Annotated in this window: 27 protein-coding genes and 1 pseudogene; 12 read left to right on the forward strand and 16 right to left on the reverse strand. The window is 73.5% G+C overall.

From position 1 onward, the window contains the following. The first annotated feature begins 94 nt into the window (after window positions 1-94). Together ACLJPL_RS31035 and ACLJPL_RS31040 are read left to right on the forward strand one after the other, a co-directional pair. Entirely contained in the window at window positions 95-280 is a 186-nt protein-coding gene (locus ACLJPL_RS31035) for a DUF1737 domain-containing protein (protein ID WP_411084281.1), read from the forward strand. Window positions 281-407: 127 nt separating this feature from the next. Then, window positions 408-1,163 carry an aquaporin gene (locus ACLJPL_RS31040; RefSeq protein ID WP_411084282.1) on the forward strand — a complete coding sequence of 252 codons (756 nt, stop codon included), beginning with the start codon at window positions 408-410 and terminating at the stop codon, window positions 1,161-1,163. Here ACLJPL_RS31040 and ACLJPL_RS31045 read toward each other — a convergent pair. Both ACLJPL_RS31045 and ACLJPL_RS31050 read right to left on the reverse strand, forming a co-directional pair. After that, window positions 1,144-1,524, reverse strand: a complete 381-nt coding sequence (locus ACLJPL_RS31045) for a chorismate mutase (protein ID WP_411084283.1) — start codon at window positions 1,522-1,524, stop codon at window positions 1,144-1,146. The two genes, ACLJPL_RS31040 and ACLJPL_RS31045, sit on opposite strands and share 20 nt — an antisense overlap. A 95-nt stretch (window positions 1,525-1,619) precedes the next feature. Continuing rightward, a complete protein-coding gene (locus ACLJPL_RS31050) occupies window positions 1,620-2,504 on the reverse strand; it encodes an AraC family transcriptional regulator (protein WP_411084284.1) in 885 nt (294 codons plus the stop codon). Between the two features lie 158 nt (window positions 2,505-2,662). On the opposite strand from ACLJPL_RS31050, the gene ACLJPL_RS31055 reads away from it, so the two are divergent. Next, on the forward strand, window positions 2,663-4,471 hold the full coding sequence (locus ACLJPL_RS31055; RefSeq protein ID WP_411084285.1) for a beta-galactosidase: 1,809 nt from the start codon (window positions 2,663-2,665) through the stop codon (window positions 4,469-4,471). Window positions 4,472-4,484: 13 nt separating this feature from the next. On the opposite strand, the gene ACLJPL_RS31060 is transcribed toward ACLJPL_RS31055, so the two are convergent. From ACLJPL_RS31060 to ACLJPL_RS31070, 3 genes are all read right to left on the reverse strand, one after another. Then, window positions 4,485-5,264, reverse strand: coding sequence for a S1 family peptidase (locus ACLJPL_RS31060; RefSeq protein ID WP_411084286.1), 780 nt, complete (start codon window positions 5,262-5,264; stop codon window positions 4,485-4,487). 384 nt (window positions 5,265-5,648) lie between these two features. Continuing rightward, on the reverse strand, window positions 5,649-6,575 hold the full coding sequence (locus ACLJPL_RS31065) for an NAD-dependent epimerase/dehydratase family protein (RefSeq protein WP_411084287.1): 927 nt from the start codon (window positions 6,573-6,575) through the stop codon (window positions 5,649-5,651). 19 nt (window positions 6,576-6,594) lie between these two features. Beyond that, a complete protein-coding gene (locus ACLJPL_RS31070; RefSeq protein WP_411084288.1) occupies window positions 6,595-7,365 on the reverse strand; it encodes an SDR family NAD(P)-dependent oxidoreductase in 771 nt (256 codons plus the stop codon). A 157-nt stretch (window positions 7,366-7,522) separates the two neighbouring features. On the opposite strand from ACLJPL_RS31070, the gene ACLJPL_RS31075 reads away from it, so the two are divergent. The 3 genes from ACLJPL_RS31075 to ACLJPL_RS31085 all read left to right on the forward strand — a co-directional run bounded on the left by ACLJPL_RS31075 (window position 7,523) and on the right by ACLJPL_RS31085 (window position 9,859). Then, window positions 7,523-8,032 (forward strand): MarR family winged helix-turn-helix transcriptional regulator, encoded by a 510-nt coding sequence (locus ACLJPL_RS31075; RefSeq protein WP_411084289.1) that lies wholly within the window; start codon window positions 7,523-7,525, stop codon window positions 8,030-8,032. Window positions 8,033-8,133: 101 nt separating this feature from the next. Beyond that, window positions 8,134-9,036, forward strand: a complete 903-nt coding sequence (locus tag ACLJPL_RS31080) for a hypothetical protein (protein WP_411084290.1) — start codon at window positions 8,134-8,136, stop codon at window positions 9,034-9,036. Between the two features lie 40 nt (window positions 9,037-9,076). Beyond that, the gene (locus tag ACLJPL_RS31085; RefSeq protein ID WP_411084291.1) at window positions 9,077-9,859 is read left to right on the forward strand and encodes an ankyrin repeat domain-containing protein; all 783 of its coding nucleotides are present in this window, start codon (window positions 9,077-9,079) and stop codon (window positions 9,857-9,859) included. On the opposite strand, the gene ACLJPL_RS31090 is transcribed toward ACLJPL_RS31085, so the two are convergent. The 3 genes and pseudogenes from ACLJPL_RS31090 to ACLJPL_RS31100 all read right to left on the reverse strand — a co-directional run bounded on the left by ACLJPL_RS31090 (window position 9,825) and on the right by ACLJPL_RS31100 (window position 12,152). Next, window positions 9,825-10,421, reverse strand: a complete 597-nt coding sequence (locus ACLJPL_RS31090; RefSeq protein WP_411084307.1) for a GNAT family N-acetyltransferase — start codon at window positions 10,419-10,421, stop codon at window positions 9,825-9,827. The two genes, ACLJPL_RS31085 and ACLJPL_RS31090, sit on opposite strands and share 35 nt — an antisense overlap. A 375-nt stretch (window positions 10,422-10,796) precedes the next feature. Next, window positions 10,797-11,180, reverse strand: a pseudogene (locus ACLJPL_RS31095) (VOC family protein); the annotation flags it as partial. Between the two features lie 45 nt (window positions 11,181-11,225). After that, window positions 11,226-12,152 (reverse strand): SDR family oxidoreductase, encoded by a 927-nt coding sequence (locus tag ACLJPL_RS31100; RefSeq protein WP_411084292.1) that lies wholly within the window; start codon window positions 12,150-12,152, stop codon window positions 11,226-11,228. A 96-nt stretch (window positions 12,153-12,248) separates the two neighbouring features. Here ACLJPL_RS31100 and ACLJPL_RS31105 point away from each other — a divergent pair, with 96 nt between their 5' ends. Genes ACLJPL_RS31105 through ACLJPL_RS31120 form a run of 4 tightly spaced genes read left to right on the forward strand, consistent with a single transcriptional unit; the run spans window position 12,249 to window position 15,721 of the window. Beyond that, the gene (locus ACLJPL_RS31105; protein ID WP_411084293.1) at window positions 12,249-12,992 is read left to right on the forward strand and encodes an enoyl-CoA hydratase family protein; all 744 of its coding nucleotides are present in this window, start codon (window positions 12,249-12,251) and stop codon (window positions 12,990-12,992) included. A gap of 4 nt (window positions 12,993-12,996) precedes the next feature. Continuing rightward, a complete protein-coding gene (locus ACLJPL_RS31110; protein ID WP_411084294.1) occupies window positions 12,997-13,893 on the forward strand; it encodes a CoA transferase subunit A in 897 nt (298 codons plus the stop codon). Next, window positions 13,890-14,639, forward strand: a complete 750-nt coding sequence (locus tag ACLJPL_RS31115) for a CoA-transferase subunit beta (protein WP_411084295.1) — start codon at window positions 13,890-13,892, stop codon at window positions 14,637-14,639. Before ACLJPL_RS31110 ends, ACLJPL_RS31115 begins: the two co-directional genes overlap by 4 nt. Beyond that, entirely contained in the window at window positions 14,639-15,721 is a 1,083-nt protein-coding gene (locus tag ACLJPL_RS31120) for an NAD(P)H-dependent flavin oxidoreductase (RefSeq protein ID WP_411084296.1), read from the forward strand. The genes ACLJPL_RS31115 and ACLJPL_RS31120 overlap by 1 nt, the downstream gene beginning before the upstream one ends. Before the next feature lie 164 nt (window positions 15,722-15,885). On the opposite strand, the gene ACLJPL_RS31125 is transcribed toward ACLJPL_RS31120, so the two are convergent. From ACLJPL_RS31125 to ACLJPL_RS31145, 5 genes are all read right to left on the reverse strand, one after another. After that, window positions 15,886-17,499 carry a DEAD/DEAH box helicase gene (locus tag ACLJPL_RS31125; protein WP_411084297.1) on the reverse strand — a complete coding sequence of 538 codons (1,614 nt, stop codon included), beginning with the start codon at window positions 17,497-17,499 and terminating at the stop codon, window positions 15,886-15,888. Between the two features lie 204 nt (window positions 17,500-17,703). After that, window positions 17,704-17,907, reverse strand: coding sequence for a cold-shock protein (locus ACLJPL_RS31130; protein ID WP_015607926.1), 204 nt, complete (start codon window positions 17,905-17,907; stop codon window positions 17,704-17,706). A 264-nt stretch (window positions 17,908-18,171) separates the two neighbouring features. Then, entirely contained in the window at window positions 18,172-19,329 is a 1,158-nt protein-coding gene (locus ACLJPL_RS31135; RefSeq protein ID WP_411084298.1) for an acetyl-CoA C-acetyltransferase, read from the reverse strand. A 41-nt stretch (window positions 19,330-19,370) separates the two neighbouring features. Continuing rightward, window positions 19,371-19,982, reverse strand: coding sequence for a TetR/AcrR family transcriptional regulator (locus tag ACLJPL_RS31140; protein WP_411084299.1), 612 nt, complete (start codon window positions 19,980-19,982; stop codon window positions 19,371-19,373). 30 nt (window positions 19,983-20,012) lie between these two features. Beyond that, entirely contained in the window at window positions 20,013-20,795 is a 783-nt protein-coding gene (locus ACLJPL_RS31145) for an SDR family oxidoreductase (RefSeq protein ID WP_411084300.1), read from the reverse strand. A gap of 101 nt (window positions 20,796-20,896) precedes the next feature. On the opposite strand from ACLJPL_RS31145, the gene ACLJPL_RS31150 reads away from it, so the two are divergent. Both ACLJPL_RS31150 and ACLJPL_RS31155 read left to right on the forward strand, forming a co-directional pair. Beyond that, window positions 20,897-22,042 (forward strand): acyl-CoA dehydrogenase family protein, encoded by a 1,146-nt coding sequence (locus ACLJPL_RS31150; RefSeq protein WP_411084301.1) that lies wholly within the window; start codon window positions 20,897-20,899, stop codon window positions 22,040-22,042. Next, window positions 22,042-23,031 carry an acyl-CoA dehydrogenase family protein gene (locus ACLJPL_RS31155; RefSeq protein WP_411084302.1) on the forward strand — a complete coding sequence of 330 codons (990 nt, stop codon included), beginning with the start codon at window positions 22,042-22,044 and terminating at the stop codon, window positions 23,029-23,031. Before ACLJPL_RS31150 ends, ACLJPL_RS31155 begins: the two co-directional genes overlap by 1 nt. Window positions 23,032-23,062: 31 nt before the next feature. On the opposite strand, the gene ACLJPL_RS31160 is transcribed toward ACLJPL_RS31155, so the two are convergent. From ACLJPL_RS31160 to ACLJPL_RS31170, 3 genes are read right to left on the reverse strand one after another with little or no spacing between them, the layout of a single operon-like run. Next, a complete protein-coding gene (locus ACLJPL_RS31160; RefSeq protein ID WP_411084303.1) occupies window positions 23,063-23,584 on the reverse strand; it encodes a pyridoxamine 5'-phosphate oxidase family protein in 522 nt (173 codons plus the stop codon). 55 nt (window positions 23,585-23,639) lie between these two features. After that, window positions 23,640-24,197, reverse strand: a complete 558-nt coding sequence (locus ACLJPL_RS31165; RefSeq protein ID WP_411084304.1) for a HutD family protein — start codon at window positions 24,195-24,197, stop codon at window positions 23,640-23,642. Next, window positions 24,194-24,943, reverse strand: coding sequence for a vWA domain-containing protein (locus ACLJPL_RS31170; protein WP_411084305.1), 750 nt, complete (start codon window positions 24,941-24,943; stop codon window positions 24,194-24,196). The genes ACLJPL_RS31165 and ACLJPL_RS31170 overlap by 4 nt, the downstream gene beginning before the upstream one ends. Window positions 24,944-25,111: the final 168 nt, after the last annotated feature.

Here is a 25,111-nt window from a genome sequence, read left to right on the forward strand (position 1 = left end):
GTGCGGACGGGAGGTGGCACGGAGGTCGGGGTGCGGACGGGAGGTGGCGGGCCTGGGGTGCGGGCACCCGGGGCTTGCGTGAGATCCTTCGCCCATGAGCACACCGCCTGATGGATTGCCCCTCTACCGGGTCTTGACGGGGCCGGACGACTCCGCCTTCTGCCACCGTGTGAGCGAGATGATCAGCCTCGGTTATGAGCTGCACGGAGGCCCCGCCGTCACCTTCAACGGGGAGAGCGTCATCGTCGCCCAGGCGCTGGTCTGGCCGACGCGGCCGTAGGGGTCTCGCGAGCGGCGGTGATCGCGGCCGGCCCGTGACGGGGGAAGGGCCTTGCGGCGTGGGCGAGTTGTGAGGCTTGCCGTTACCATCTCCTCGGCGCGGCACACCGAGTACCGAGGACGTCCTCATGACGCTCACGCCTGCGCGCACTCTCCATCCGGCTCCCGCTCCGCCTCTCCCTCCCGCCTCCTCCCCCGGCCTCCTGCGCCGTGTCAGCTGTGAGTTCGGGCTGACGGCCCTGTTGCTCCTGGCCGTCGTGAGCGGGGTGCGGTGGCTCTTCGCGCCGGACGGGTACGGGGGCGGCGGGACGGCGTTCGCCGTGCTCGGGGCGGGGGTCGGCGCGCTGCTGGCCGTGCTCATGCTCTCCGTGCCGGGCCGGTGCTCGGGCGGGCATCTGAATCCGGCGGTCACCGTCGCCCTGTGGCGGCTGGGGGTGTTCCCGGGGCGGGAGGTGGCGGCGTACGCCGTCGCGCAGTTGGGCGGCTCGGTGGTGGGGACGTGGCTGGCGGGGCTGGTGTGGGGGCCCGTGGTCGCCCGGCCGCCGGTCTCCCACGCGGTGGTGCGGCCCGGTGCGGGCTGGGGCGAGGGGGCCGTGGCGGCGGCGGAGGCGGGGGTGCTCGCCGGGTCGGCGCTGCTGCTCGCGGGGCTCCTGGCGCGTCCGGTGGGGCGGAGGCTTCTCCCGTACGCCGTGGGGGTGGTCACCGCCCTGGTCATCGCGGTGCTCGGTCCGCTGAGCGGCGGATCGGCCAACCCGGCCCGGCAGTTCGGCCCGGCGCTGCTGTCGGGGGAGGTCGGGCGGCTGTGGGTGTACGGGGGCGGGCCGGTGCTGGGGGCGGTGGTCGGGGCGGGGCTCGCCGGGCTCGTCAGACGTCGGTGGCGGTAGCGGACGCGCCCCCGTTGCCCGCCTCCTCCGCGATGCGCTCGTGGTGCCTGATGACTTCCGCGATGATGAAGTTCAGGAGCTTCTCCGCGAACGCCGGGTCCAGGTTGGCGCTCTGCGCGAGCTGCCGCAGCCGGGTGATCTGGCGGGTCTCGCGGGCCGGGTCGGCGGGCGGCAGCTGGTGGTCGGCCTTGAGGCGGCCGACCTGCTGGGTGGCCTTGAAGCGCTCGGCGAGCATGTGGACGACGGCGGCGTCGATGTTGTCGATGCTCTCGCGCAGCCGGTTCAGCTCCGCCCGGACGGACGCGTCGATCCGCCGGGACGCCTCGTTCTGTCCGGACGCGCCGGTTTCGCTCGTACTCATGGTCAGCGAGCTTAGACGCCCGCCGTCACGCTCCGATCATCGACGGCCGAACGCCCACCGTCACGCTCCGATCATCGGCGGCCGAACACCCGCTGTCACGGTCCGATCATCGGCGGGTCGTCCGGGTCGGGCACCTGGTCGCTCCAGCCGCCGGGCACGGTGCGCCCCTGCTGTTCGCGGAAGCGGACGGGGGCGGCGCCGACGCGGCGGGCGAAGAGGCGGGAGAAGTAGGCGGGGTCGTCGTAGCCGACGCGGCGGGCGACGGCGGCGACCGGGAGGTCGGTGGCGGCGAGGAGTTCCTTGGCCCGGCCGAGGCGGATGGCGAGCAGGTAGTCCTTGGGGCTGCACCCGGCTCCGCGCCGTACGGCGGTGCGCAGTTCGGCGGGGGTCATGCCGTGCTTCGCGGCGTGCTCGGCGACGGTGAGCGGCTGGTAGGCGTCGCGGGCCAGCGCCTGGAGGACCGGGTCGCCGTCCGGACCGAGGTCGGCGCGGGCGCGGCGCAGGGCGACGAGGAGTTCGTGGACGGCGGCCCCGGTCTCCACCTCCAGGAGGGGGTTGCCCCGGCGGGCGGCGCGGACGATGCGGCCGATGGCGGCGCGGGGGCCGGCGGTGTCGGAGAGCGGGACGAGGGGGCGGTCCGGCTCGATGAGGCCGAGTTCGGTGTAGGTGGTGGTGGCGGGTCCGGTGAAGTCGACGAAGCTCTCGTCCCAGCCGGTTGCGGGGTCGGCGCCGTAGTGGTGCGGGGTGCCGGGGGTCAGCCAGATGAGGCTGGGGCCGGTGACGGGGGTGCGGCGGCCGTCCGGGCCGGTGAACCAGCCGGTGCCGGAGTTGACGATCACGGCGACGTGGTGGTCCAGGGTGCGGGGGCCCACGGTGGGCAGTGCGCCGTGCTGGAGGCCGACGCCGAGGCAGACGAGGCCCAGGCGGTGGTGGAGCGGGCTGGGGGTGAAGAAGCGCATCCAGGTGTGGTAGGTCGGCATTCCGCTTCTCCTCCCGGCTGACCGGTGTTCCGGCGCGTTGCGTCCAATCAGCAGCGATCTTTGTCCATGGACCCGGTGCGCGCCAGAGGTGAGGGTGGTCGGACCAATTCACCCCCGGGGTCGCCGGGCAGGGCAGGGCACAGGAGCGTACGGGCACGATGACCGACTTCACCGTGGGGGACGACTGCTTCCGGATCGACGGGAAGCCCGTTCGGCTGCTGTCGGGGGCCCTGCACTACTTCCGGGTGCACGAGGAGCAGTGGGCGCACCGGTTGTCGATGCTGGCGGCGATGGGGCTGAACTGCGTGGAGACGTATGTGCCGTGGAATCTGCATGAGCCGCGCGAGGGCGCGTACCGGGATGTGGGGGCGCTCGGCCGGTTCCTGGACGCGGTGCGGGAGGCGGGGCTGTGGGCGATCGTGCGCCCGGGGCCGTACATCTGCGCCGAGTGGGAGAACGGCGGGTTTCCGGTGTGGGTGACGGGCCGGTTCGGGCGGCGGGTGCGGACGCGGGACGCGGGGTACCGGGCGGCGGTGGAGCGGTGGTTCGTGGAGCTGTTGCCGCAGGTGGTGGAGCGGCAGGTGGACCGGGGCGGTCCGGTGGTCCTGGTGCAGGCGGAGAACGAGTACGGGAGTTACGGCTCCGACGCGGTGTATCTGGAGTGGCTGGCGGGGCTGTTGCGGCGGTGCGGGGTGAGCGTTCCGCTGTTCACGTCGGACGGGCCGGAGGACCACATGCTGACGGGCGGTTCCGTGCCGGGGCTGCTGGCGACGGCGAACTTCGGTTCGGGGGCGCGGGCGGCCTTCGAGGTGTTGCGCCGCCATCAGCCGGAGGGGCCGCTGATGTGCATGGAGTTCTGGTGCGGCTGGTTCGATCACTGGGGGGCCGAACCGGTCGTACGTGATCCGGGGCAGGCGGCCGAGGCGCTGCGGGAGATCCTGCAGTACGGGGCGTCGGTGAACGTCTACATGGCGCACGGCGGGACGAACTTTGCGGGCTGGGCGGGGGCCAACCGGGGCGGTCCGGTGCAGGACGGGGCGTTCCAGCCGACGGTGACGTCGTACGACTATGACGCGCCGGTCGACGAGTACGGGCGGGCCACGGAGAAGTTCTGGGCGTTCCGCGAGGTGCTGGAGAAGTACGCCGAAGGCCCGCTGCCCGCGCTGCCGCCGGAGCCGAGGGGCCTGGCCGTCACGGTGCGGGCGGAGCTGGACGAGTGGGCCGGGCTCGGGGACGTACTGGAGGCGCTGGGCGATCCGGAGGAGCCGGAGTCGGGGGCGCCGCCGACGTTCGAGGAGCTGGGGGTGGACCGGGGCCTGGTGCGCTACCGGGTCGCGGTGCCGGGGCCGCGCGTCCCGTATCCGCTGACCGCCGCGGGTTTGCGGGACCGGGCGGTGGTGTACGTGGACGGGGTCCGGGCGGGGGTGCTGACCGAGGAGGACCCCAGCCTGCCGGAGCCGGTCGCGGGTCCGGCGGAGGTGGAGCTGTGGGTGGAGTCGCTGGGGCGGGTCAACTACGGGCCGCGCCTGGGTGAGCCGAAGGGGATCACGGGTGGGGTGCTGCACGAGCGGCAGTACCTGCACGGGGTACGGTCCCGGGGGCTGCGGCTGGACGCCTTCGCGGAGGCGGGGGCGGTGGCGGGGGTGCCGTTCGGGCCGGTGCCGGAGACCTCGGGGGGAACGGGGCTGTTCCGGGGGACGTTCGAGATCGGCGGACCTTCCCGGGTCGACCACGCGGGGCTGCGACTCCCCGGCTGGACGCGGGGCTTCGTCTGGGTGAACGGTTTCTGCCTGGGCCGGTACTGGTCGGCGGGCCCGCAGGAGACGCTGTACGTGCCGGGTCCCGTGCTCCGTGAGGGCGTCAACGCGGTGTGGGTGCTGGAGCTGGAGGGCGCGGGCGAGCCGTGTGTGGAGCTGGGCCCGGGGACGCCCGTGCGGACGGGCGTCCCCGGGGTGGTTCAGCCGTGATCGGTCACCGGCGTCAGAGCGTGGCGGCCGCGGAGGCGATGGCGGAGGCGAAGGTCGAGACCTCGGCGTAGACGCCGGGGTAGCCGGGCCGGGCGCAGCCGTAGCCCCAGCTGACGATGCCGACCTGGACCCACTCGTTGGCGTTGTCCCTGCGGAACATGGGGCCGCCGGAGTCGCCCTGGCAGGTGTCGGTGCCGCCGGTGTCGGGGTATCCGGCGCAGATCTCCTCGGACGCGACGAGCTCGTTGCCGTACGCGGCGCGGCAGGCGGCGTCGGAGACGAACGGGACGTTGGCCTTGAGCAGGTAGCGCTGCTGGCTGCCGCCCTCGCGGTTGGCGCCCCAGCCGGCGACGGTGAACGTGCCCTGGTTGTACGCGGTGGTGGTGGCGATCTTGAGGGTGGGCTGGTTGATGGGCTGGGCGAGCTTGATGAGCGCCCAGTCCTTGCCGGTGCCGTTGTAGCCGGGGGCCCGCAGGACCTTGGTGGAGCGGACCTTGACGGCGCTCGGCGACTGGAGGTCGACGACGCCGCCGGTGGCGGTGATCGAGGTGTTGTTGCCCGACGCGCCCACGCAGTGGGCGGCGGTGAGGACGATGTCCTTGGCGTAGAGGGCGCCGCCGCAGCCCATGGAGAGCCGGACCATGAACGGGAACTCGCCCTGGGCGGCGCGGGTTCCGCCGACGACGGGGGCGGGGGCGGCCGAGGCGGTGAGGGGCTGGAGGCCGACGACCGCTATGGCGAGCGTGGCGACGACGACGGAACATCTCTTCAGCGCACGCATGAGCTGCTTCACGGACTGCCTTCTTTCGTGGGGGGTTGCGGTGGGGACCCCGACAGGGTGACTTGGTCATGAACCCGTCAAGGCCATCCGATTATCGGGAGCCGTTCACCGCTGCCACAAGGCATACTTTTCGGCCACATCCGCGAGGGGGGCGGGTGGGTGGGCAGGTGGGGCGGGTGAGGTGCGGACGACGGACGACGCCGCCGCGACCGGTCGGGGTCGGGCGGCGCAGGCCGCGCTCAAGCACCGGCCGTACTCAAGCGCTGGGCGCACTCACCTGCCGGGCACACTCAAGCGCTGGGCGTGGCGGGCGCTCCGGACGCACTCAAGCGCTGGGCCTGGCGAGCCCTCCGGACGCACTCGAGCGCTCGGCCTGGCGGGCCGCTCCGGGAACGCTCAAGCGCTCGGCCTGGCGAGCGCTCCGGGCACGGCGAGCGCGCGCAGCCGCGCCTCACCGATCATGGTGAGCATGTCGGTGTGCTCGGGACGCCAGCCCAGCTCCCGCCGGGAGCTGACGGCGCGGATGCGACTGGACGCGGCCATGATGAGGGCCCCGAACTCCCCCCACACCCCGGCGGCTTCCTCGGGAGTGACGCTCCGCGCCCGTACCCCGAGGTCGGCGGCGACGCGTTCCGCGATCCAGCGGTTGGGGGTCTCGCCGGCCGCCGCGTGGTAGAGCCCACCGGCGCGTCCGCCGTCCAGGGCGAGCCCGAACAGGCGGGTCACGTCGTCGATGTGGACGTGGCTGTAGGTGTTGAGCCCCGGCCCGACATAGGCGGCCGCTCCGGTCGTGGCGACGGACCGGTGGACCATCGGGACATGGCCGTGGTCGCCGGGGCCCCAGATCAGGCCGGGGCGGACGACCATCGACCGTACGCCGTTCTCGGCGGCGGCCAGGACGGTGTCCTCGGCCGCCTTGCGGAACTCGGCCAGCGGCTCCGTGGTGAAGGGGTCGTGCTCGGCGAAGACGTCGGGGCTCCAGGCGCCCGCGGTGCGCTGCATCAGGACGCCGCTGCCGGACAGGAAGACGAGGGTCTTGCCCGTTCCGGCGAGCGCGCGGGTCAGGTCCTGGGCGGTGGCGGTCTCCTGGTCCGGGGCGGCCTGGGCGGCGTAGACGACCGCGTCCGCCCGCAGGGCCGCCGCCACGGCGGCGGGGCGGCGGGCGTCCAGGTCGGCGGCGAGGGGAGCGACGCCCCGCGCCCGGAGAGCGGTGGCGGCGACGCCGGTGCGGGCCAGGCCGGTGACCGTATGGCCTTCGGCCACGAGGTGTCGGGCGAGGTGGCCGCCGACGAAGCCGGTGGCGCCGATGACGAAGACGTCCATGGCGTGGCTCCTCGGGTGGTCAGCCGGGCAGGGTGCTGCGCTCGCCGCCGTCCGCGTACAGGACGGCGCCGTTGACGTACGAGCTGGCCGGGCCGGCCAGGAAGGAGACGATCTCCGCGATCTCGGCGGGGTCCCCGGCGCGGCCGCGGGCGTTGGTGGCGTCCAGGGCCCCGATGTGCTCGCCGAGCATGGCCCGGGTGCCCTCGGTGTGCACGGGGCCCGGGGAGACGGTGTTGACGCGTACGCCGGCGGGGCCGAACTCGGTGGCCCAGTAGCGGGTGAGGACCTCCGCGCCGGCCTTGGAGGCGCCGTAGGCGGCGCCGATGGGGGCGGGCAGGCGGGCGGCGCTGGAGCCGACCAGCACGATGGACCCGTGTCCGCGCCCGGCCATGCCCGGGGCCAGTGCGCCGACCAGGAGGAACGGGGCGCGGGTGTTGACCGCGATGTGCCGGTCGAAGCTCGCCGCGTCGGTCGCGGCGGTCGGGGCGAACTCGTACAGGCCCGCGTTGCTGACCAGGATGTCCACGGGGCCCGCCTCGGCGGCCAGGCGGAGGGTGTCCTCGGCGTCGGTGAGGTCGGCGGCGATGAAGCGTGCGGCGCCGCCCTCGGCCGCGATCTCCTTCACGAGGGCCTCGCCCCGGGCCCGGTCCCGCCCGTGCAGCACGACCTCTGCGCCCTGACCGGCGAGGTTCCGCGCGACGGCCTTGCCGATCCCGGAGGTCGCCCCGGTCACGAGAGCGGTACGGCCCCGCAGAGCGGTGCCGGTGTTGCTGGTGGTGGTGGTGGTCATCGTCGTCTTCCCTGCTGTGGGTGCCGGTCCTGCTGTGGGTGGCGATCCCGCGCCGGGCGGAATCGCGTCCGTGGCGGGCTCGCTCATTCACTATGCCCCACAGATGTTCTGCTCACAAGAACATCTTGCTCCAAGCGCATCGTGGTAGCCTGCGCGGGTGAGCGCATCCATGTCCGGGAAGAAGCCGAGCGGCGAGAGCGCGGATCCGGCTCTGGACACCGACCTGGGCTGGGCGATCCGCATGGTCTCCGCCGCGTTCCGCCGCGTCGCCACCGAATCCGTCGCCGATCTGCCCGGCGGCGCCCGCGGCTACCTCGTCCTGGTCGCCCTCGCCGGCGGCGAGCCGCCGACGCAACTGGCCCTGGCCAGAGAGGTCAGCCTCGACCGCACCGTGATGACCTATCTGCTGGACGACCTCGAAGCACACGAGCTGGTCACCCGCAGGCCCGACCCGCGCGACCGCCGCGCACGCCAGGTCCTGATCACCGACACCGGGCGCGCCCGCCTCGACCAGGTCCGGCACAGCCTCGCCGCCGCGGAGGCACGCCTGCTCACCGACCTCGACGGACCGGAGTCGGCGCAGCTGCGCGCCCTGCTCTCCCGGGTCGCGCAAACCGCCCAGCGCGAAGCCGTCACCCCCGACGAAACCGACGCGGCGAACTGCTGACAGCCCCACCCGCCCGGGTGAGCACCGCCCTCGCGACGCCCGGCCTACAGTGGAGATCGGCCGGGGCGCGGTCCTCGGCCGGAGCGGATGGGGGTACGGGCGTGAGCAACGGCAGTCCGGGCGCACCGGTCGTCCACGGCTTTCCGCATCTGGACACGGTCCGGTCCGCGATCACCGCCCTGTACCGGAGGCTCTCCCCGGACGGCGTCCACACCTACGGCGCCAGCCTGGTCCCCGCCGACGCCGCCTTCTGCGACGACGACGATCTCCATCTCGGCGCGCAGCGGGTGGCCCGCGCCCTGGTCCAGCACCTGCGTCTGCCCGACGCCCGCATGATCGTCGGCTTCCGCACGATGGAACACGCGGCGAGCGTGGAACTGACCGCGGGCCCCGAGTACTTCATCGAGCTGAACGACCGGTTCCGCACCCACCGCAGGGACATCGGCGCGGCGCTCGCCCACGAGATCACCCATGTCCTGCTGCACCGGCTGGACCTGGAGTTCCCCGGCACGCGCGCGAACGAGATCCTCACCGACACGGTGACCGCCTATCTCGGCGCGGGCTGGCTGCTGCTGGACGCGTTCCGGGAGGACGCCACGTCCCGGCAGAAGCTGGGCTATCTGACGCCGGAGGAGTTCGGGTACGTCCTGGCCAAGCGGGCGCTGGTCTTCGACGAGGACCCCTCCCCCTGGTTCACCAGCCCGCAGGCGTACACGGCGTACACCAAGGGGCGGGCCCGGGCGCTGCACGATCTGCGCCGGCCCCCGCTGACGGCAGCGGGGTGGGCGGGACGGCGGCGCTACGCCAAGGACCGGCGGTACGCCCAGGACCACCCCGGCACGAGCCCGGACCCGGGTGTTCCGTACGCCTTCGAGTCCGGCGGCGAGGGCCTGCGGGTCTCCTTCCCCTGCCCCACCTGCCACCAGCGCATCCGGCTCCCCGTCCGGGGCCGGACCGTGGCGCGGTGCGGGCTGTGTCGTACGCGACTGGAGTGCGACACCTAGGACGTGCCCGGCGTTGTTCCGGCCACCGTAGGGTCGAAGCATGACGATCAATCCGATCAGGGACGAACCAAGCCTGTTCGAGGCGCTGTACGAGGACGATGACGCTGTCGTACGGGCACTGCGCGCGGGCGCGCGGGCCGAGTCGAGCGACGAGGAGGGCACGACGGCGCTCTATCTGGCGGCCGTCCAGAACCGGCCGGCGGCGGTGCGGCTGCTGCTCGCGGCGGGTGCCGATCCCGACCGGGCGAGCGGCGACGGATCGGTCGACCTGCCGCTGTGCGGGGCGGCGTGCGGCGGGCACACCGAGGTGGTGGAGGCGCTGCTGTCCGCCGGGGCGCGGCCGGATCTGCGCGAGGAGTTCGGGTTCACGGCGCTGCGCTGGGCGGTGGGTCTCGGCCACGCCTCGACGGTGGAGCTGCTGCTGGCCCGGGGCGCGGACCCGTTGCTGCCGGGCCCGGAGGGGGAGCCGATGCTGGTCCTGGCGGCGCAGCGCGGCTCGTCGCGGGTGGTGCGGGCGCTGCTGGACCACGGGGCGGGGGCGAAGGGGCAGGGCGGCGCGGTGAGCACAGCGCTGGCCGAGGCGCGGCGGTTGGCCGAACTCGACCTGGAGCAGGAGCTGTTGGGGCAGTTGGAGGAGGCGTACGGGCCCGGGCTCGACGCGGTGGTCCGGCGGGAGCTGGTCGACGGCGAGGAGACGGTGGCCGTGGAGCTGCTGCGCGACGGGGAGCCGATGGCGGGGGCGGACCGGCACACGGGGCACGCGGAGATCGCGGCGCTGCTCCAGGAGGCTACGGGCGGCGCTCCTCCCATTCCGCCCGGGTGAGCACGTACTCCACCTCGCCGTGCTCGGAGCCCTCGATGGCGTCGGGCCAGTCCTCGGCGTAGGCGCGGAGGAAGGTCAGGCCCGCCTTCTCCATCACCCGCCGGGAGCCGGCGTTGACGGCCATGGTGTTGGCGGTCACGCGTTCCGCCCCGAGGTGGGTGAACCCTTCGCGCACCAGGGCCCGTGCGCCCTCGGTGGCGTAACCCCGCCCCCAGGAAGCCCTGTTGAGCCGGTAGCCGAGTTCGACGACGGTGGGGTCGTCGTCGGCGAGGGGCCGGAGTTCGAACCAGCCGAGGAAGACGCCGGTGTCCTTCTCCTCCGCGGCCCAGAACCCTCGGGCGCCGGTGCAGGGGTGGTCGTGGAGGAGCCTCGGCAGGGTGCGCTCCCGGATGGCGTCGGCGGTGGTGGGCCGGCCACCGTTGATGTACCGCATGACCTCGGGGTCGTTGTCGAGGGCGAGCAGGTGGGGGGCGTCGGCGTCGGTGAAGGGGCGCAGCACGAGCCGGTCGGTCTCCAGGAAGACCTGAGCTCGGGAGACCTCGGACCTCTCCGGTGTCTGGATGATGAAGGTCAGCCCCTCCGGGCTCCGCAGCCGCGTCAAGCCCTCGGAGCCGGTGGCCAGTTCGCCGCCGAGGGCACGGGCGCGGGCGGCGACACCGTCCAGGTCGTCCACGGCGAAGGCCCGCTCCCACTGCGGTGCGGAGGAGGCCCCGGGAAGGGCTCGGACGAATCGGGCGCGGGCTGGAAGGGCCCCTGTCGCCTCGCGGTAGAAGTGCCGGGCCCGCTCGGGGTCTTCGCAGGCCAGGACCATGTGGTGGGGAACGGCCCCGTCCGAGGCCGATAGCGGCCACCCCGCGTACCCCTGCGGCCGCCAGAAGGAGAAGACCGCGCCCATCGGGTCGATCAGGGTGGCGATCCGGCCCTGGTCCCCCGCGTCGAAGGGCGGTACGACGACCTGCGCCCCGTTCTCGGCCGCCACGGCCGTACGGTGGTCCACGTCGTCGACCGCCAGGTAGTAGGAGACATGGGCGGGCGTCCCGGGCGGGTAGACCGGCTGCGCGAGGTCGCTCACCCCGCCGATCCGGTGGCCGCCGGCGGAGAACTTGACGGCCTTGCGCCAGTCGTCCTCGTCCACGGCGAAGTCCCAGCCCAGCACCGAGGAGAAGAAGGCGGCGGTGCCGGACGGGTCGTGGGTCTTGAGGTCCATCCAGCAGAACTCGTTCAGGGGGCCGTGCCGTGTCATCGTGCGCTCCTCAGGTGTCCTGTGCTGGATACCGTGGCCCCGGCCCCCCTCGCAAGCGAATATCTCCCCGGGCGCCATGGCGGACACCGGGTGCACGTGACCGCTACGCCGCCCGTGCGCCCGCTATGACGCCCCGTACACCGGCTGCGGGGCCTCCGCGTCCGCCAGCAGCCGGCGCACCGTCTCCCCCGCCTCGGCCGGGGACCTGCGGGCGCCCCGGTCGTCGGCGGGGCCGGGCCGCCAGCCCTCCATGACGGTGATGCGGCCCGCCTCGGCCTCGAAGACGCGGCCGGTCACTCCGGCGCTCGCGGCGGAGCCGAGCCAGACGACGAGGGGCGAGACGTTCTCGGGGGCCATCGCGTCGAACTCCCCCTCGCCCGGGGCCGCCATCGTCGCGGCGAAGGTCTGCTCGGTCATCCGGGTCCGGGCGGCCGGGGCGAGGGCGTTGACGTGGACTCCGTACCGGCCCAGTTCGGCCGCCGCGACCAGGGTGAGGGCCACGATGCCGGCCTTGGCGGCGGCGTAGTTGACCTGGCCGACGCTGCCGAGGAGGCCGGCCCCCGAACTGGTGTTGATCACCCGGGCGACGGGCGTCCGCCCCGCCTTGGCCTCGGCGCGCCAGTGGGCGGCGGCGTGCTTCAGGGGGAGGAAGTGGCCCTTGAGGTGGACGCGCGTCACGGCGTCCCAGTCGTCCTCGTCGAGGTTGACCAGCATCCGGTCGCGCAGGAAGCCGGCGTTGTTGACGAGGGTGTCGAGGCGGCCGAAGGCGTCCAGGGCGGTGGCGACCAGGGAGGCCGCGCCCTCGGTGGCGGCGATGTCGCCGTCGTGGAGCACCGCTTCGCCGCCCGCCGCCTCGATCTCGTCGACGACCCGCCGGGCCGGTGCGGCCGAGCCGCCGTCGCCACCCGGTCCGACGCCCAGGTCGTTGACGACGACCCGGGCCCCTTCGGCGGCGAAGGCGAGCGCGTGGGCGCGGCCGAGTCCGCGCCCGGCTCCGGTGACGGCGACGACCCGGCCCGCGCAGAGTCCTCCGGAGGTGGGTGTGGTCATCGCATCTCCCTTTCGCGTGGGCCTGGTTGGCGGGCAGGGGTGTGCCTGCTACCGTCCACCTAACAAATGTTTGGTGGAAAGGTAGCTGATCCTCCGATGACTGTCTCCACCGCGTCTCCCACCAGCGGCGTCCGCGTCGTCACCGTCGACCACCCGCCCGTCAACGCGCTTCCCGTGCGGGGGTGGTACGACCTGGCCGACGCCGTACGGGCGGCGGGCCGCGACCCCGAGGCGCGCTGCGTCGTCCTGGCCGCCGCCGGACGCGGCTTCAACGCGGGTGTCGACATCAAGGAGTTGCGGCGCGATGCGGGGAACACCGCCCTGATCGGCGTCAACCGGGGCTGCGCGGAGGCGTTCGAGGCCGTGTACGCGTGCGAGGTGCCGGTCGTCGCGGCGGTCCAGGGGTTCTGCCTCGGCGGCGGCGTCGGGCTCGCCGGGAACGCCGACGCGATCGTGGCGAGCGAGGACGCGGTCTTCGGCCTGCCGGAGCTGGACCGGGGCGCGCTGGGGGCGGCGACGCACCTGGCCCGGCTGGTCCCGCAGCACCTGATGCGGACGCTGTACTACACCGCGCGCACCGTCACCGCCGCCGAACTGCTCGCCCACGGCTCGGTCTGGCGAGTCGTACCGCAGAGCGAACTACTGGGCGCGGCAGTCGAGTTGGCGGCCGAGATCGCCCGTAAGGACGGGCACCTGCTGCGGCTGGCCAAGGCCGCGCTCAACGGCATCGACCCCGTCGACGTACGGCGCAGCTACCGCTTCGAGCAGGGCTTCACCTTTGAGGCGAGCCTGGCGGGGACCGCCGACCGGGTCCGTGACACCTTCGGCAAGGAGACCTGAACCGATGACCGCTCCGCCTCCCCTGCGCGACAAGACGATGACGCCCGAGGAGGTCGTCGCCCGGCTGCACAGCGGCATGACGATCGGCATCGGCGGCTGGGGCTCGCGCCGCAAACCCATGGCTCTGGTAAGGGCGTTGCTCCGGTCGCCCGTCACCGATCTGACGGTGGTCTCCTACGGCGGCCCGGACGTCGGCCTGCTCGCCGCGGCGGGCCGGATCGCCCGCCTGGTGACGGCGTTCGTCACCCTCGACTCCATCCCGCTGGAGCCGCACTACCGGGCGGCCAGGCAGCGCGGGGCGTTCGCGCTGACGGAGATCGACGAGGCGATGTTCATGTGGGGGCTGCACGCGGCCGCCAACCGGCTGCCGTTCCTGCCGGTGCGGGCGGGGCTCGGCTCGGATGTCATGCGGGTCAACCCCGGGCTGCGCACGGTGACTTCACCGTACGAGGACGGCGAGGAGTTCGTCGCGATGCCGGCCCTGCGGATGGACGCGGCGCTGGTCCACCTGAACCGGGCGGACCGGCTGGGCAACGGCCAGTACCTGGGCCCCGACCCATACTTCGACGACCTGTTCGTCGAGGCGGCGGACGCGGCGTACGTCTCGTGCGAACGCCTGGTGGAGACATCGGAGTTGACGGGCGGCGGCACCGGCCCGGCCCCGCAGACGCTGCTCGTCCAGCGGCACTCCGTCACCGGGGTCGTCGAGACGCCGGGCGGGGCGCACTTCACCTCGTGCGTTCCCGATCATCCGCGCGACGAGCCGTTCCAGAAGGCGTACGCGGCCGCGGCGGGCGACCCCGCGGCCTGGGCGGAGTTCGCGGCCCGCTTCCTGCCTCCGGACGGCGACGAGAAGGGCTACCAGCAGGCGGTCCGCACCTGGCACGAGGAGCAGAGATGACCACACCCGCCGCCGTCGCCGCGACCCGTGCCGAGTACTGCGTGATCGCCTGCGCGGAGACCTGGCGCGGCGACGGCGAGCTGCTGGCCAGCCCGATGGGCGCGATCCCGTCCATCGGCGCGCGGCTGGCCCGGCTGACGTTCTCCCCCGAACTGCTGCTGACGGACGGCGAGGCGACGCTCGTCGGCCCGGACGGCGAGGCGGAGGGCTGGCTCCCCTACCGCAAGCACCTCACGCTGGTCACCGGCGGACGGCGGCACGTGATGATGGGCGCGAGCCAGATCGACCGGTTCGGCAACCAGAACATCTCCTGCATCGGCGACTGGGAGCAGCCCGCCCGCCAACTCCTCGGCGTGCGCGGCGCACCCGTCAACACCCTGAACAACCCGGTGAGTTACTGGATCCCCCGGCACTCCCCCCGGGTCTTCGTCGAGCGGGTCGACATGGTCTGCGGAGTCGGCTACGACCGCGCCGAGGCGGCGGGCCCCTCCGCCACCCGCTTCCACCGCATCCCCCGGGTCGTCAGCGACCTCGGGGTCTTCGACTTCGGGACCCCGGACCGTTCGATGCGGCTGGTCTCGGTCCACCCGGGCGTCACGGCGGACCAGGTCCGCGAAGCGACGGGTTTTCCCCTCGCCGTCGCCGCCGACGTCCCCTGCACCCGCGAACCGACCCCCTCCGAACTCCGCCTGATCCGCGAGGTCATCGACCCGTCGGGCGCCCGGAACCGCGAGGTGCGGCCCTGATGCGCACGGCCCTCACCGACCTCGCCGGCGTCCGGCACCCGATCGTCCAGACCGGGATGGGCTGGGTCTCCGGCCCCCGCCTGGTCACCGCGACCGCGCGGGCGGGCGCGCTCGGCATCCTGGCCTCGGCCACGATGACGCCGGACCAACTGCGTTGCGCCGTACGGGAGGTGAGGTCGCGGACGGACGCCCCGTTCGGGGTGAACCTGCGCGCGGACGCGGGGGACGCGCGGGAGCGGGTGCGGATCATCGTCGAGGAGGGCGTCCGGGTCGCCTCGTTCGCGCTCGCCCCGTCGAGGGAGCTCATCGCGGAGCTGAAGGACGCGGGCGTGGTGGTCGTCCCCTCGGTGGGGGCCCGGCGGCACGCGGAGAAGGTCGCGGCGTGGGGCGCGGACGCGGTGATCGTGCAGGGCGGCGAGGGCGGCGGCCACACGGGGAGCGTGGCGACGACGGTGCTGCTGCCCCAGGTGGTCGACGCGGTGGACATCCCGGTGATCGCGGCGGGCGGTTTCCACGACGGGCGGGGGCTGGTCGCGGGGCTGGCGTACGGGGCGGCGGGCGTGGCGATGGGGACCAGGTTCCTGCTGACCTCGGACTCGACGGCCCCGGACGCGGTGAAGGCCCGGTATCTGGCGGCCACGGCCGAGGACATCACGCTGACGACCGCCGTGGACGGGCTCCCGCACCGGATGCTCCGTACGGAGATGGTGGCGGCGCTGGAGGGGGCGGGGCGCGCGCGGTCGCTGTACGGGGCGGTGCGGCAGGCGGCCCGCTTCCGCCGGGTCTCCGGCCTGAGCTGGCCCGGCATGGTGCGGGACGGTCTGGCGATGCGGCACGGCAGGGACCTGAGCTGGAGCCAGGTGCTGCTGGCGGCCAACGCGCCGATGCTGCTGAAGGCGTCCATGGTGGAGGGCCGCACGGACGTGGGCGTCATGGCCTCGGGCCAGGTGGCGGCCCTGATCGAGGACCTGCCGAGCGTGGCGGAGCTGGTGGGCCGGATCATGGCCGAGGCGGAGCGGACCCTCGCGGCTCTGGACGCCGGATTCAGCCCGTCCGCCAACTCGAGCCCGTCCGGCGATTGAGGACGGACCCGACGCATCGAGCCCGTCCGGCGCTTGAGGACACCCACGGAGGCCCGTGACCGAGGCCGGGGCCTTCGGGGCTCTGCCCCGGACCCCGGTCCTCAATCACCGGACGGCTGGAAGTGGTCCCGGTCCCCAAGCGGCGCCGGACGGCTGGAATGCCACTAGGCGGCGCGACGCCCCCGCGTAGGCGCACCGGAGCGTCCGCCACCGGAACGTGCGACGCCCCCGGAGCGCCCCGCACCACCGCCGGACGCGCCACCCGCACCCGCACCGGAGCCCGAACCGGCCCCACGCCGTCCCCGCCCCCGGCTCCCGGAGCGCACCGCGCCCCCGCCGGAGCCGGAGCCCGCAGAACCGCCGGACCGGGTCCGCTGCTTCGGCGGCGTCGGCTGCGGGACCTCGACGACGATCGCGATCCCGGAGGGCTCACGGGCTCCCGTGATCCGGGACAGCTCCTCGTCGCTGGAGGTGACCCGCGTGGTGCGCGGCGCGATGCCCGCGTCCTGCATCAGCCGGGTCATCTCCCGCTTCTCCTCGGGCAGCACCAGCGTGACGACGCTGCCGGACTCCCCGGCGCGCGCCGTGCGCCCGCCACGGTGGAGGTAGTCCTTGTGGTCGGTGGGCGGGTCCACGTTGACGACGAGGTCGAGGTCGTCGACGTGGATGCCGCGGGCCGCGACGTTCGTCGCGACGAGCGCGGTGACCTGGCCGTTCTTGAACTGGTCCAGGGTCCGGTTGCGCTGCGGCTGGGAGCGCCCGCCGTGCAGGGCGGCCGCCCGCACACCGCTGGCGAGGAGCCGCTTGGCGAAGCGGTCGGCGGCGCGCTTGGTGTCGACGAACATGATCACCCGGCCCTCACGGGCGGCGATCTTCGTGGCGACGGCCTTCTTGTCCGTCTCGTCCAGGACGTGGAGCACGTGGTGCTCCATCGTGGTGACCGCACCGGCGGAGGGGTCGACGGAGTGGACGACCGGGTCGGTGAGGAACATCTTGACGAGGCGGTCGATGTTCTTGTCGAGGGTCGCGGAGAACAGCATCCGCTGCCCGTCCGCCTCGACCTGCTTGAGCAGGGCGACGACCTGCGGCATGAAGCCCATGTCGGCCATCTGGTCGGCCTCGTCGAGGACGGTGATGGCGACCTGGTCCAGCCGGCAGTCGCCGCGCTCGATGAGGTCCTTGAGCCGGCCCGGGGTGGCGACGAGCACTTCGGCGCCGCGCCGCAGGGTGGCGGACTGCTTGGTGATCGACATGCCGCCGACGACGGTGGCGAGCCGCAGGTTCACGGCGGTGGCGTACGGGGTGAGCGCGTCGGTGACCTGCTGGGCGAGCTCACGGGTGGGGACGAGGACCATGGCGAGCGGGGCGCGCGGCTCGCTGCGGCGGCCGGCGGTGCGGGCGAGCAGGGCCAGGCCGAAGGCGAGGGTCTTGCCGGAGCCGGTGCGGCCGCGGCCGAGGATGTCCCGGCCGGCCAGCGAGTTCGGCAGGGTCGCGCCCTGGATCGGGAACGGCTCGGTGACGCCCTGGGCGGCGAGGGTCTTCAGCAGCGCGGCCGGCATGTCCAGGTCCGCGAAGGCGTCGACGGCGGGCAGCGCGGGGGTGACCGTCTCCGGCAGGGCGAACTCTCCCTGCGGCGGGGTGGCGCGGCGGCGGGCCGGGGCCTTGCCGCGGGCGGCGCCGCCACGGGGGTTGGACGCGGCCTGCGCGGTCGCGCCCTGTCCCCGGCCACGGGCCGGGCGGGAGCGGGGGGTGCGGTCCTGGCGTTCGAAACGAGTCATGGGGAATTGCCCTCCTGGGGGATTCCTGGGCAACTGCGGATTCGGATGACTGCCGATGTGCTTGTCCGACCGCCTGTCGTGCGCCCCCAGGATGCGCGCACAAAGCGGGTTGTTGTTCGGACAGCTCAAAGCTCGGACAGCACAAACCGGGGCCCGCACCTTCACGGTGCGGGCCCCGGTCAGAGAGGTACGCGTCGCGGCAGACTAGGCCGGGACGATGTTCTCCGCCTGCGGGCCCTTCTGGCCCTGCGTGACGTCGAAGGAGACCTTCTGGCCCTCCTGGAGCTCACGGAAGCCCTGGGTGGCGATGTTGGAGTAGTGGGCGAAGACGTCGGCGCCGCCGCCGTCCTGCTCGATGAAGCCGAAGCCCTTTTCCGAGTTGAACCACTTCACGGTTCCAGTAGCCATGTCATTCTCCTAAAACAGGTGCAGTGCCGAGAATCCGCACTTCACGGATTCCAAGTCGCCGCATTGAGCCCCACCCGGAGAAAGCCGGAAAACAATAAAGCGCCTGAGGAAGCATTCCCGTCAGGCGCACATAAAGTTCATGGGTACCAAAACTGCAACGGGAACACCGTAGCACGTCCCCTCCTCCCTCGGCATGACGCACCACACCGCGGGAGGGAAAACTTGGCTGACCAGAAGGGGTACGGCCGGTGACGCGCAGGATCTTCAGAGGCGCTCCACGATGGTGACGTTGGCCTGTCCGCCGCCCTCGCACATGGTCTGGAGCCCGTAGCGGCCCCCGGTGCGTTCCAGTTCGTGCAGGAGCGTCGTCATCAGCTTGGCCCCGGTCGCGCCCAGGGGGTGGCCGAGCGCGATCGCCCCGCCGTTGACGTTGACGCGCCCGGGGTCCGCGCCGGTCTCCTTCAGCCAGGCGAGCACGACCGGCGCGAACGCCTCGTTGATCTCGACGAGGTCGATGGCGTCGATGGTCAGGCCGGTCTTCTCGAGCGCGTACGCGGTGGCGGGGATCGGGGCCGAGAGCATCCGGATCGGGTCCTCGCCGCGCACGGAGAGATGGTGGACGCGGGCGCGCGGGGTGAGGCCGTGTTCGGCGACGGCCCGCTCGGAGGCGATGAGCAGGGCGGCGGCCCCGTCCGAGACCTGCGAGGAGCAGGCGGCGGTGATGGTGCCGCCGGGCAGGACGGGGCCGAGCGCGGCCATCTTCTCCAGGGTGGTGTCGCGGCGGGGCCCCTCGTCGACGGTGACGTCCCCGTACGCGACGGTCTCGCGGGCGAAGCGGCCCTCGTCGATGGCGCGGACGGCCCGGCGGTGGGAGGTGAGGGCGAACTCCTCCATGTCCCGGCGGCTGATCCCCCACTTCTCCGCGATGAGCTGGGCCCCGTGGAACTGGTTGACGGGCGCGTCGCCGTACCGGGCGCGCCAGCCCTCGCTGCCCGCGTACGGGCCCTCGGTGAGGCCGAGGGACTCGGCGGCCTGGCGGGAGGCGAAGGCGATCGGGATCTGGGTCATGTTCTGGACGCCGCCCGCGACGACGAGGTCCTGGGCGCCGGACAGCACGCCCTGGGCCGCGAAGTGCAGGGCCTGCTGGGAGGAGCCGCACTGGCGGTCGACGGTGACCCCGGGCACCTCCTCGGGCAGCCCGGCCGCCAGCCATGACGTACGGGCGATGTCCCCGGCCTGCGGTCCCACGGTGTCCAGGCAGCCGAAGACGACGTCCTCCACAGCCGCCGGGTCGACGCCCGCGCGGGCGACGAGTTCCTTCAGCACGTGCGCGCCGAGGTCGGCGGGGTGGACGGCCCCGAGGCCCCCCTTGCGCCGTCCGACCGGTGTCCGTACCGCTTCGACGATGTATGCCTCGGCCATGGCTGCCGCTCCTCGGTGCGCTCGGGGTGGACGAAGAGGTCTCAACTACGCGGGGCGATCCCGTCGAGCACCATCGAGAGGTACTGGCGGGCGATCTCCTCGGGGCTGTGGTGTCCGCCGGGGCGGTACCAGGAGGCCGCGACCCAGACGGTGTCGCGGACGAACCGGTAGGCGAGGCGGAGGTCCAGGTCGTCGCGGAAGACCCCTTCCGCGACGCCGCGTTCCAGCGTGCCCAGCCATGCCTTCTCGAACCTGGTCTGCGAGTCGGCGAGGTAGGCGAAGCGCGGCTGGGTGGCCAGGTGCCTGGACTCCTTCTGGTAGATCGCGACGGCGGGGCGGTGCCGGTCGATCTCCCGGAAGGACTCGGTGACCAGCGCCTCGATGGTCTCGCGGGGGCCGAGTCCGGCCGCCAGGACGGTGTCGTAGCCCTGCCAGAGCTCGTCGAGGAAGGTGGAGAGGATCTCGTCGATCATCGATTCCTTGGAATCGAAGTGGTAGTAGAGGCTGCCGGCGAGCATCCCCGCCTCGTCCGCGATGCGGCGGACGGTGGTGGCGTTGTACCCCTGGGCGGCGAAGACCTCGGCGGCGGTGGCGAGGAGTTCACGGCGGCGTTCGGGGGTGGGGGTCACCTGGGGCTTCTTCTTGGTAGGCACCCGTCCATTGTCCGCCCGCGGCCCGTGTGTTCACGCATGCTGGCTGCTGACGGGGACGACCTCGCCGGTCATGTACGAGGAGTAGCCGCTGGCGAGGAAGACGATCACGTTGGCGATCTCCCAGGGTTCGGCGTACCGGCCGAAGGCTTCCTTCCCGGTGAGTTCGGCGAGGAGTTCGGCGGAGGTGACCTTGGCCAGGTGGGGGTGCATGGCGAGGCTGGGGGCGACGGCGTTGACGCGTACGCCGTAGTCGGCGGCCTCGACGGCGGCGCAGCGGGTGAGGGCCATGACGCCCGCCTTGGCGGCGGCGTAGTGGGCCTGGCCGCGCTGGGCGCGCCAGCCGACGACGGAGGCGTTGTTGACGATGACTCCCCCGGCGCCGGCGGCCTTGAGGGAGCGCAGGGCGGCGCGGGTGCAGCGGAAGGTGCCGTTCAGGGTGACGTCGAGGATCCTCGTCCACTGGTCGTCGGTCATCTCGGCGAGTTCGGCGGTGCCGCCGAGCCCCGCGTTGTTGACGACGATGTCGAGGCCGCCGTGGGTGTCCTCGGCGTGGGCGAAGAGGGCCCGCACCTGGTCCTCGTCGGTGACGTCGCAGGTCAGGCCGGTGACGCGGTCGGCCCCGAACTCCTCGGCGAGGGTGTGCGCGCTCTCCTTCAGGCGGCGGGCGTGGGCGTCGCCGATGACGACCCGGGCGCCCTCCTCCAGGAAGCGGCGGGCGGTCGCGCCGCCGATCCCGGCTCCGGCGGCGGCGGTGACGACGGCGGTGCGGCCGGTCAGCAGACCGTGCCCCGGCAGGTAGTGCGGTGCGTTCATCGGCCCGTCCCCCGCGACTCGGCGACTCCTCGACGGTGCATGTCCCCGTACGTTAACCTACCAAACACTTGTTAGGGAACGGCCTCACGGAAGGCGGCCCCATGGATCTGGCCCAGACAGCACAGACCGAGGCGCTGCGGGCCGAGGCCCGGTCCTGGCTCCGGGACCATGTGCCCGCCCGGCCGCTCCCCTCCCTGGAGACGGCGGCGGGCTTCGCCGCACACCGGGAGTGGGAGGCGGAGCTGTACGCGGGCGGGTGGTCGGCTCCCTCCTGGCCGAAGGAGTACGGGGGCCGGGGCGCGGACCTCTTCGGGTGGCTGGCGTTCGAGGAGGAGTACTGGGCGGCGGGCGCGCCGGGCCGGGTCTCGCAGAACGGGGTCGGCCTGCTCGCCCCGACCCTCTTCGACCACGGCACCGCCGGGCAACGGGCCCGGGTGCTGCCCCCGATGGCGAGCGGCGAGGTGATCTGGGCGCAGGCGTGGTCGGAGCCGGAGGCCGGGTCGGACCTGGCGGCGCTGAAGTCGCGGGCGGTGCGCACGGAGGGCGGCTGGCTGCTGTCGGGGCAGAAGACGTGGTCCTCGCGGGCGGCGTTCGCGGACCGGGCGTTCGGGATCTTCCGTACGGACCCGGGGGTCGCGAAGCCGCACCAGGGGCTGACGTATCTGATGTTCGGGCTGCGGGAGCCCGGGGTCACGGTGCGCCCCATCGGCCGGCTGGACGGGAAGCCCGCGTTCGCCGAGGTCTTCCTCGACGAGGTCTTCGTACCGGACGAGGACGTCATCGGGGAGCCCGGGCAGGGCTGGCGCATCGCCATGTCGGCCACCGGCGACGAGCGCGGCCTCACCCTCCGCTCCCCCGGCCGCTTCCTGGCCGCCGCCGACCGGCTGAGGGCCCTGTGGCGGGAGGCGGGCGACCCGGCGGACACGGCGATCCGCGACCGGGTGGCGGACGCGGTGATCGGGGCTCGGGCGTACCGGCTGTTCACGGCCGCCTCCGCGTCCCGGTCCGCGGCGGGGGCGGCGCTCGGGGCGGAGTCCAGCCTGAACAAGGTGTTCTGGTCGACCTACGACATCGCCCTGCACGAGACCGCCCTCGACCTGCTCGGCCCGGACGCGGAGGCGGCGGACGGCCCCTGGGCGGAGGGGTACGTCTTCGCGCTGGCCGGGCCCATCTACGCGGGGACGAACGAGATCCAGCGCGACATCATCGCCGAGCGGCTGCTCGGCCTGCCGAAAGGGCGGCGCTGATGCGTTTCCTCCTGGACGACGAGCAGCGGGAGTTCGCCCGCTCGCTGCACGCGCTGCTGACGGCGGCCGACACGTCGTCGGCCGTACGGGGGTGGGCCGCCGGGGACCACGGCCCGGGGCTGGCCCTGTGGCGGCGGCTGGCGGACGCGGGGGTGTTCGCGCTGGCGGTCCCGGAGGCGTACGGGGGTGTCGGCCCGCTCCCGGTGGAGACGGCCGTGGCGTATCTGGAGCTGGGCCGTCACGGGGTGCCGGGGCCGGTGGTGGAGAGCGTGGCGGCGGGAGTGCTGCTCGCCGGGGTGGGCGGGGCGGTGGCTGAGGAGTGGCTGCCGAGGATCGCGTCCGGTACGGCGGTGGTGTCGCTGGTCCTGGAGGGGTACGGGCCGTACGCGCTGGACGCGGATGTGGCGGACGCGGTCTTCACGGTGGCCGGGGACGAGCTGCGGCTCGCGCCGGGCCCGGGTGCGCCGAGGGTCTCGGCGGATCCGGCGCGGCGGCTGTTTCGGCCGGAGGCGGGCGGCGAGGCGGCGGCCGCCGGGCCGGGGGTGCGCGGGGCGGCGCGGGCGGCGGGCGACTGGGCGGCGTTCGCGACGGCGGCCCAGGCGCTGGGCTGCGGGGAGGAGCTGCTGCGGGCGACGGTGGCGTACGGGAGGCAGCGCACCCAGTTCGGGGCGCCCATCGGGTCCTTCCAGGCCGTCAAGCACCGCCTGGCGGACACCCTGCTCGGGCTGGAGTTCGCGCGCCCGCTGCTGTACGGGGCGGCGGTGGAGCTGGCCGAGGGGTCGCCCGGGGCCGGGGCGGCGGTCGCGGCGGCGAAGGTGACGGCGGGCGAGGCGGGGTACGCGGCGGCCCGTACCGCGCTGCAACTGCACGGCGCGGTGGGCTACACCCAGGAGCTGGACCTGGCGTGGTGGCTGCGCCGGGCCCGGCCGCTGCGGGACGCGTGGGGGACGCCGGCGGCCTGCCGGGCGCGGGTGCTCGGCCTGCCTTGAGCACGCCGCCCGCCCGCCCTCCCGTCCGGCGTCAGCCCACCTCGGTCGGCGGGGTGTCGTCGCCGGTCCGGCGCACCGTGCGCAGCGGCCGGCCGGGCCGCCAGGACTGGACGACGAGGGCTTCGCCGTCCAGTCCCGTGCGGACCACCTCCGTCAGCTCCGTACGGAAGAGGTGGAAGGGCTCGGGAGGGCTCGCCTCCTCGATGAAGCGGGCGATGAGGGCCGGGTCGGTGATCTCCACGGCCCGGCCGCCGACGCGGACGTCGCCGTCGCCCATCTCGGCGTCGGGCCCCGGGTTGGCGTGGAGCGCGAAGCGCGGGTCGCGGCGCAGGTCCAGGGCCTTGCGGGAGTTCGGCATCATGCCGAGGAGCAGCTCGCCGAAGCGGAAGTCGGCCTCCAGGCCGGTGACGCGGGGCGAGCCGTCCTTCCGCAGGGTGGCGAGGACGTGGTGCTTGTAGAGCTGGAAGCGCCGGCGCACGGTGTCGGCGAACACGGGTTCGGCGGCGGCGAAGCCACTCCATGAGAGGGGTGAAGGAGACGTCATGAGCGCCATCGAACACGCGATACCCGACATCCTCCGTCCGGTTGCGCCCGCTGTCCTCGCCCGCTCACACGTCCGAGAACGTGATCACGACCGCCTGGCCCATCGTCCGCAGCACCCCCGGCGAGGCGTCGGCGGCCAGCACCGCGTCGTAGCGGTCGAGCCGGATGTCCGTGCCGTCGAGCACGGCCCCGTCGTCCAGGGAGAGGGCCAGCACCGTGCCGCCCGGGGGCGGGAGAAGGCGTACGGCGCCGCAGACCACGGCCGTCTCCGCCCGCGTACGCCCCCTGCGGTACATGACGTTGAGGTTGACGACGGGTCCGGCCAGCAGAAAGCCCCGGGTGGTCCGGTCGCCGGGGAAGTCGTGCGGCCACAGCGGTTCGTCGACGATGTGGTGCTCGCCGCCGACGACGAGGTCCATGCCCGCGCCCTCGACCACGGTCAGGGTGCGGTCCACGCCGGGGAAGAGGGAGAACGGGCCGTCCTCGGCGACGTCCGCGAGGCTCACCCGCCAGTCGAACGTCTCGGCTCCCCCGGGCCCCGTGGCGACCTCGCGGGTGAGCCCGCCGCCGTTCTTCCAGGGGACGGGCGTGCGGTCGGCGGCGCGGAGCACCTGTGCGGTCATCGGACGATTCCCTCTGCCTCGGCGGCGGCGAGCCAGTGCGGGAACTCCGCGACCAGCCGGTCGTACAGTTCGGCGTCCGGGACCTTCCGGGGGTCGGGGCCCGCGTGGAAGTACCCGGCGTTGTCGACGGCCCGCTTGGCGGGGACGGCCAGTTCGTCGAGCTTGCGCAGGAAGTCGAACTGGGTGCTGCGGGTGTCGCCGAAGCCGACGAACTGCCAGAACAGCGGCAGCTTCGCGGCCTTGCAGAGGTAGCGCTCGGCGGCGAGTTTACTGGTGGGCCCGCCGTCCGTCTGGAAGACCACCAGGGCGGGTTCGGTGGAGCCGCTGTCGAGGTAGTGGTCGATGACGGCGTCCATGGCGATGTGATAGTTCGTCCGGCCCATGTGCCCGAGGTTCGCCACGATCTTGTCGATGATCCCGTGGTGGTCGCTCAGCCCGGCCTCCCCGAACCCGTCGACGTCCGTGGGGAAGAACACCACGGGGACGCGTCCGTCGTCGTCGAGGTGGGCCGACAGGCCCAGCACCCGGTCGGCCAGCGCTTGGACGGCGCCGTCCTTGTAGTAGTCCCGCATGGAGCCGGAGTAGTCGAGCACCAGGTAGACGGCGGCCCGCCGCCCATTCAGTCCGTGCTTCTCCAGGGAGACGCCGGCGCTCTTGTAGAGGCTGACGAGACCCGGGGCCCTCTCCTGGACCTTGGTCAGGCTGATGGCCGGGCCCTGGCCCGCGGCCGTGTTCGAACCGTGCATGACGGCCCCCCGTTCTGCGGACTGCTGGCCGCGGACCTAGATGTGTTGTCCCGGGACGTTGGTGACACGCGTGCTGGGTTCTTGAAATGGGTGAGGGCCTCCGGGTTCGGTGTGGATTGCGACATCTCCACCGAGATCAGGAGGCCCTCGTGGTCCACCGTAATGCCC

This window comes from Streptomyces sp. cmx-18-6, assembly GCF_046548915.1.
Lineage (GTDB): Bacteria > Actinomycetota > Actinomycetes > Streptomycetales > Streptomycetaceae > Streptomyces.